Origin of the sequence: Hydrotalea sp. AMD, from assembly GCF_004100315.1 — a bacterium.
GTDB classification, from domain to species: Bacteria; Bacteroidota; Bacteroidia; order Chitinophagales; family Chitinophagaceae; genus Hydrotalea; species Hydrotalea flava.
This window is the reverse complement of sequence record NZ_SCKY01000046.1, coordinates 1-7,877: the sequence shown is the minus strand read 5'-3', so window position 1 is coordinate 7,877 and position 7,877 is coordinate 1. Positions and strand designations below refer to the sequence as shown.

Annotated in this window: 6 protein-coding genes; all 6 read right to left on the bottom strand. The window is 38.5% G+C overall.

Translation table 11 applies throughout. The annotated features are described in order from the left end of the window. Positions 1 to 72: 72 nt before the first annotated feature. Positions 73 to 396, bottom strand: a complete 324-nt coding sequence (locus tag EO766_RS17380) for a hypothetical protein (RefSeq protein ID WP_068241688.1) — start codon at positions 394 to 396, stop codon at positions 73 to 75. A 44-nt stretch (positions 397 to 440) separates the two neighbouring features. Then, complete coding sequence (locus EO766_RS17375; RefSeq protein ID WP_074419838.1) at positions 441 to 1,652, bottom strand: efflux RND transporter periplasmic adaptor subunit; 1,212 nt, start codon at positions 1,650 to 1,652, stop codon at positions 441 to 443. A gap of 26 nt (positions 1,653 to 1,678) precedes the next feature. Then, the gene (locus EO766_RS17370; protein ID WP_287101668.1) at positions 1,679 to 5,269 is read right to left on the bottom strand and encodes a CusA/CzcA family heavy metal efflux RND transporter; all 3,591 of its coding nucleotides are present in this window, start codon (positions 5,267 to 5,269) and stop codon (positions 1,679 to 1,681) included. Then, positions 5,212 to 6,051, bottom strand: coding sequence for an efflux RND transporter permease subunit (locus tag EO766_RS17365; RefSeq protein WP_287101666.1), 840 nt, complete (start codon positions 6,049 to 6,051; stop codon positions 5,212 to 5,214). The genes EO766_RS17370 and EO766_RS17365 overlap by 58 nt, the downstream gene beginning before the upstream one ends. Before the next feature lie 260 nt (positions 6,052 to 6,311). Further along, positions 6,312 to 6,632, bottom strand: a complete 321-nt coding sequence (locus tag EO766_RS18500) for a DUF6660 family protein (RefSeq protein ID WP_353744848.1) — start codon at positions 6,630 to 6,632, stop codon at positions 6,312 to 6,314. A gap of 358 nt (positions 6,633 to 6,990) precedes the next feature. After that, positions 6,991 to 7,776: a hypothetical protein gene (locus EO766_RS17360; protein ID WP_068241681.1), complete on the bottom strand. Its 786-nt coding sequence runs from the start codon at positions 7,774 to 7,776 to the stop codon at positions 6,991 to 6,993. Positions 7,777 to 7,877: the final 101 nt, after the last annotated feature.

The following is a 7,877-nucleotide window of genomic DNA, read 5'->3' as shown; positions in this document are numbered from 1 at the left end:
AAAAAGATGCAGATAACAGCATCACGATAAATGCAAATAACTGTTTCATAATTTTTAATTTTAAATGATGATTTATTTTTTCTTTGTATCCAATTCATTGTCACCCATTTTCATGCCCATAGTATCGATATCGTTTTTATAGGTGGTGTCATGCTGGTGACCGTCGTCTTTTTTATGATTGTCGCCATCATGCACATCATGTAGTTTTTCTTTATCTGCTTCTTTAGTTTTATCAGCAGCATTATTGCAGGCTGTAAAAGATGTTGCGATTGCTATAGACAGTATAGCGGTAACGAGTATCTTTTTCATAATTAAAATTGGTTTTGTTTTAAATAAATCAATCAGACAATTATTTTTTTGGTGGGTACGGAAACCCTGCCATTCAAGGTTTTCCATTTTAAAACGGGACAAACAAGGCAGGGCTCCGACCCATATAGAATTTATTCCTCCTCCACATTATTCATTTTCGATAACAAATCGTAGGCTCCGTTAACCACTACCTTGCTGTTTTTGTCAAAGCCTTCAGGTAAAATAATTTCTGTGTATCCATTTTCTGAAACACCGATAGTTATTTCAATTCTTTTAAAGGCAATATGCTTTTCAACAGTTGTATTTTTATTAGCATCATCTGGCTTTTTTCCCTCTTTCATTTCTTCTGATGCAATAAAAATGTATGACTTGCCTGCCGATTGTACAATCGCTTTATCAGGCAATGCAGTAGTGGTAGCAACACCAGTTTCTACAATTGCTTTCAGGTACATACCTGGTAACAGGTTTTTATCTTCCTGCAACAAATGTCCATGCACCCGAACCGTTCGCTCAGCACTGATTTCACGTCCTATTAAATACACTGCTGCAAAACGCTCTTTTGTTTCATTATTCAACACAAAACGTATTTTCTGACCTATTTTCAATTTTGGAACATCTTTTTCAAAAATGGTAAGTTCTGCATGAAGGTGACGGGTATCTACAATTTCAAATAGCTCCTGATTTGCGTTTACAAACTTGCCTATGTTCACCAGCACCTTAGTAACATAGCCTGAAATGGGAGCATAGATATTTGCTTTAGGAGAGATATTATCAGGATTAATTTTATCAGGATTGATATTGATGAGTTGCAGTTTGGATCTTAATCCCTGTACTCTTGCCATCATACTATTATACTCACTGCCGGCCTTTTGTAAAGTTTTTTTTGCATTTACATTTTCTTTTGCCAATTCCTGCTGACGGTCCAATTCTTCTTTCAGGAAAACCAACTGGCTTTTATAATCCAGATAATCTTGCTGCAACTGAATAAACTCCGGGTTTTCCAATACAGCAATTACATCTCCTTTTGTAACAGGTTTACCTTGAAGTAGCTCCGTATTTTTTAAGGTGCCTCCATAAGGTGAGGAGATAGTGATCAATTGTTGTGGTGGCACATCTAAAACACCCGATGCCCGGATAACACTGCTGAGATTTTTTTCTTCAATAGCGCCATATTGCAGATTTATTGTTTTAAACTGCTCTTCTGACAAATCCACTATGTCTGCTTCTTCAACTTTGGTTTCTTCTGCCGGCGTAGCTTCTGCATTTCCTTTGGAAGAGCAGGATGAAAGCCATACAATGGCAGCTGTGAGTATAACAAGTGAACTTAAAAATTTCTGTTTCATAATAATTTTATTTTAGCCCGTTCTTATTAATTGATGCCGCCGATAAATTCGATAGCAATGACGGTTTGATTGTATTGATTTAAAAGTTTGGTGTATTCCTGTTTTACGATGACGGCATTATTGAGTGATTGAGTCAACTCATAATATCCAATTTCACCGGCCGTAAAAGCTTTTTGCGCCTGGGTGATGATAAGATTGGCTTGCGGTAAAGCTGTATTGCGGTAGTAGTTGATTTGAACTCTTTGTTTTTGCAATTCGCCAAACAGCCTTGTCAGTTCAGCCTGCAGGTTGTATTGATAATTGGTCAGTTCTGCTTCACGGCGCACCCGGTTTACTTCGGCAGCCTTTACTTTTTCTTTTTGTGCCCTGGCAAATATGGGAATGCTGATGCCCAAATTAACTCCTTGAAACCTGTGGGCAGCGCCATAGTATTTATTTACTCCGTTTACGGTTTGATAACCCACCAACGATTGATTAAAATAGCCTACGGAGAAATCAGGTTTTAATCTTGACTGCTCAACAGCTTTTTCTCTGTAGGCAATATCAATCTGCTGTTTAATAAAGGCCAGTGTAGGGTTGGCTGCAACGGCAGCTGTATCAAAATTTATCTGTATCTGCTTTTCAACAAGTGAAGTGTCGGCAATTGCTGTAACGGAAGAATCTGCAGTAAACACTTTCAGGCGGTTTAATTCAATACGGTAATCTTCTTCCGCATTTCTCAATTGCGCTTTTATCTCATTCACTCTGCTTTCAGCATTATAATTTTCCAGTGCATTTGTTTCGCCGGTTTTATACCGCAATGCCGATGCCTTCAATACATTTTCATAAATAGCCAGCAACTCTTTCAACAACCTTATTTCCTCTATCCAAAAGCTTAACTGGTAGTACGATGTTTTTGTATTTGCCGCCAGTTCAGTTTGATAAATTTTCAATTGCAGTTCGCTGCTTTTGATATTCGATTCAGATAGCTTTATAAGACTTTTGAAGTAAGCAGGATTGGGTATGCCCTGATTAATATTGAAATTATTATCATAAGCAATGCGGCTGTTGTACTGGCCAAACGTAAGGCCAACATTTGTTTTGCCATAATCCTTTACTGTTTTTTTCAATTGTTGCTGGTAACTTATATCCAGCGTTCCCACTTTTACCAATGGGTTATTCTTCATTGCAGATGACACTGCATCATTAAGATTTATCACTGTCTTTGGCTGTTGTGCATTTGCAGCAAATGATGAGGCTAAAAACAGGATAAGCAAAGAAGCCAAGCCCTTAGCCGCAGAGGACTTTTTAGCTTTTGGTTTTATCTTTTCAAACCAGGTGTATAACACCGGCAAAACTACCAACGTAAGAAAAGTAGCCGTAATCAATCCGCCTATTACAACCGTCGCCAACGGCTTTTGTACTTCTGCTCCGGAACCTGTGGACAACGCCATTGGTAAAAAGCCCAATGAAGCAACTGTTGCGGTCATTAACACAGGTCGCAACCTTACAGAGGTTCCTTTTAGAATAATTGCATTTATGTCGGTCATACCTTCCTTTTTTAGCCGGTTAAATTCGCTGATTAACACAATGCCATTTAATACAGCTACACCAAACAGTGCGATAAAACCCACACCTGCGGAAATGCTGAATGGCATTCCCCTGAACCATAAAGCGAATACACCGCCAATAGCACTCATCGGTATAGCTGTAAAAATGAGTAGTGAATATTTAATAGAACCAAACGTAAAGAATAGAAGCAGGAGAATTAATGCTAATGCAACAGGCACAGCAACAGATAATCTTTTATTGGCCTCTTCGAGATTTTTAAATTGTCCTCCATAAGTAATAAAGTAACCGGGAGGCATTTTTACCTGCTTCTCAATATTTTCCCGTATTTCTTTTACAACTGACGAGATATCCCTGCCTCTTGTATTAAAACCTACTATGATTCTTCTTTTGGCATCTTCCCGTTGTATCTGGTTAGGGCCTAACTGCAAATTCACATCGGCTACCTGTTCCAATGGGATCTGGTTACCATCAGGGGCCGCAACAAATAATCCTTTTACATCATCAATACTCTGGCGGCCTGTCTTTTCTAACCGCACCACCATATCAAAACGTTTCTCGCCTTCATATACAATACCCGCAGCTTCCCCGGCAAATGCAGCGCTGATGGTGCGGTTCACATCTTCTACATTTAAACCAAATTGAGCAATCTTATCCCTGTTGAGTTTAATAACAATTTGCGGAAGACCCGTAACCTGTTCTACATATAAATCTTCGGCACCCTTAACAGTAGGAACGATGGTTCCAATTTTCTTTGCCAAATCTGCCAGTACATCCAAATCCTCTCCAAATATTTTAATTCCTACATCTTGCCGTACACCGGCAATCAATTCATTAAACCGAAGTTGTATGGGTTGAGAAAGTCCATAAGAAATTCCCGGTATTTTTTCCAGTTCTTTTTGCATCAGTTCTGCCAGCTCTTCCCGGTTGCTGGCACTGGTCCATTCCTTTTTATCCTTTAAAAGAATAATCATATCACAAGCTTCAATAGGCATAGGGTCGGTTGGTATTTCTGATGCACCTATTTTCCCAATCACCTCTTTTACTTCCGGAAATCTTTTCATCAAAAGGTCAGAGGCCTGAGTGATTTTTTCGATGGTCTGAGTTAACGAACTACCAGTGAGTAACCTTGTTTCAACTGCAAAATCGCCCTCTTCCAATGTTGGAATAAATTCACCACCAAGTGTTTTGAAAATAAATAAACTGATAATAAATAGACCAACAGCTATACTTACTACAAGCAATTTCGTTTTTAAAGCACCTCGTATTAAAGGAGTATAAAGCCTCTGGAAAAATTTCATCATTTTATCAGATAGATTCTCTTTGTGGCTTATTTTTTTGCTCAATACCAGGGCACTCATCATGGGCACATAAGTAAGTGACAACAAAAAGGCTCCAAGGATTGCGAATGAAACAGTTTGTGCCATTGGTCCAAACATTTTTCCTTCAATACCTACTAATGCAAGAATGGGCAGGTACACAATCAATATGATGATTTGTCCAAAGGCTGCAGAGTTCATCATTTTACCTGCCGACTTATATACCTCATCATCCAATTGGTCTTGCGTTAGTCTTCCGGGTTTTCGATGCCCCAACTGATGCATGGTAGCTTCCACAATAATCACCGCTCCGTCCACAATCAAACCAAAGTCAATAGCGCCTAAACTCATCAGGTTGCCTGACACACCAAACATGTTCATCAGCGAAATAGCAAAAAGCATGGCGAGGGGAATTACGGAAGCCACTATTAAGCCAGAACGGATATTGCCAAGGAAAACCACCAATACAAAAATTACAATCAAAGACCCTTCAATAAGGTTTGTTTTTACGGTTCCGATTGCCCTGCTCACTAAAGCACTTCTGTCAAGGAAGGGTTCAATCACAACACCTTCCGGCAAGCTTTTCTGAATCTGTGTTATTTTATCTTTTACACTGTTAATTACAATGCTGGAATTTGCTCCCTTGAGCATTAAAACAATGCCACCAACTACTTCGCCTTCCGCATTACGGGTTAATGCCCCGTATTGCGTGGCATGGCCAACTGTACCGTTGCAATATCTCTGACCAATACAGGGGAACCGCCGGAAGTTCTTGTAACTACAATTTTTTCAATGTCAGTAATGGTTTTAATAAATCCTTCGCTGCGGATAAAGTAGGCATTGGGTTTTTTGTCAATATAAGCTCCACCTGTATTCTGATTATTTTTTTCAAGGGCATTGAATACATCTGCTATGGATAGATTATAGCTGCGAAGCTTATCAGTGTTTAAAGCAATTTCATATTGCTTTAAAAGACCGCCGAAACTGCTTACATCGGCGATGCCGGGTGTGCCAAGCAACTGACGACGAACTATCCAGTCCTGTAGGGTACGAAGGGACATTGCATCGTACTTATTTTCAAAGCCCTTTTTGGCGTGTAAAACATATTGGTAAATTTCACCTAATCCCGTAGAAATAGGAGCCATTTCCGGGTTGCCTATATTATTCGGTATCTGGTTACGGGCTTCTATCAGCCGTTCACCTACTTGCTGACGGGCCCAATATATGTTGGCATCATCATGAAATACAACAGTAACTACGGATAATCCAAACCTGGATATGGAACGGATTTCCTGCACTTCCGGAATGGTGGCCATTGTTTGTTCCACCGGAAAAGAAATCAGTTGTTCTACTTCCTGTGCCGCCAGCGATGGGCTTAAAGTTATAACCTGTACCTGGTTATTAGTAATATCAGGCACGGCATCAATCGGCAATTTTTTTGCCGAGTAAACACCCCATATTATTAATGCAAGTGTAAACAGGCAGATGACCAATTTATTTTTTATGGAGAATTGAATGATTTTATTGAGCATAATTCTATTTAATGTTTTGAAACAAGTCTATAATATTTTATAATCATTCCTGCAATAGCCATCAGCATTAAAATGCCAAACACTATCATTGTAATGATTTTTGTAACCCGCATCCATTTCGGTTTTAAGGGTCTTTTATTTTGCTGTAAACTGGTTTACTGCGGGCCATTGACTTTTTTCTTTTAGTCATAACCAACTTGGTATCTTAAATGATAAAATGCAAACAGCAGTGTATGACGCTGCACTGAAAGAAGGGTTTATTATGCAGCTAATTTAGGCGGTTGCCAAATGGAATAGAAGACTTCGGTATTGCAGTCTTCATTATGAAGAGGAAATTTTACTGACTGAAAATATACTTTGTCAGTTTGTACTTTTAATAAAGGAGAGTTAAACGCTGAGGCGGCGCAACAGGAACAATTGCAGAAAGGGGTACAGGCCGCTGAAGAATGTTTATGCCCATGATGACTTGTAGATGTTGAAATTTTTGCCTGGGTTTTTACATTACATTCCACTCTGTCTCCACATGGAAGGCAGGACAGGTAGAGTAAAAAAATGGCTAAATATCTAAATACAAATTTCATTGGTTGCAAATATAAGGCGTTTTGTTTCAAATTAAACATTGGGTATGTGCAATTTAGGAATTTTGTTGCAAATCAGTCAATTAAGTGTCTAAAATCCACAGTTTCCTCACTATTTCTCAAAAACCAAAAAATACATACGTCTTAAATAAGGCCAGGCTTTATTATTTTTCAATGTGTATGTTCTGTATAAGCATGATAAGAGCAAAGATTGCAAGTACAAAAAGAGCAAGAATAATCCAAAGGGCATATTTCAGAACCTTTGGAATCGGTCTTTTGTTCTTAGTGCCTTGCTTTTTAATATCCTTCTTCATTTTTTAAATTGCAATAAAAGTTTACAACAAAAGCCCGGATATTAATACTAATTCAGAGTTGGGAAATGCATAGCTTTTTTCTTCCTGCGTTTGGTACTCACAAAGAATAATGCAAATCCACTTAACACTGTAACCAATCCAAAAATTGAAAAGAACCGAAGCAGAGTATTCCCAAAATTGTCCCTGCCTTCATAATCCATTGTGTGCATCATCCATAAAAAATCAAATATTCTCCATTTATTGTTCCTGAATTTTTGAACAGTTCCTAATTCGCTGGCTACATACACGGTGGTTTTTGATGGATGTTCAAATGTAATGGCATACGCAGGTAAAGGATTTTCCCGATATTCATGATGACCATCTGTGCCTGTTAAGTATTCAACTGATTTTACTTTTGGTTCACCGTTAAATCTCATTTTAGCTACACCAACTGCTTCTTCTTTTGTCAATGGTCCACGAAGCTGACCAGTAATTGCATCAGCCAGATGATTCATGGATTGTATTTCATGTTGGTGCTTTGTATCAGTGTGGGCGGCACTGATACAACGAACCTGGTAAAAAGGGTTACCAAATATTTCAATCAATTGAATGGATACAACTGAATCTATCCGGTGAACTTTCTTAATTGTATCTAAAACCATTGTTGGGGAAACCAATGAAATATTGGATGATAACAGCGGTGCATTTCTTTTTTGAAAATCTCCGTGTACTTCATCCATATTGCTCCAACTGAAGTAAAGTCCACCAATTGTCCATAACAAAAATTGAATGCCGAGTACTACACCGAGCCAGCGATGTATTTTGCGGATATAGTAGTGTTTGCTTTTTGCCATAGCTGCTTACTTTATTTTAATAGAAAACTCAATCCTGATTTTTTCCCATGCCATTGCAAGTTTTAAATCATTGCCTTTAGCAGGTTCTATAAAGTATTGCA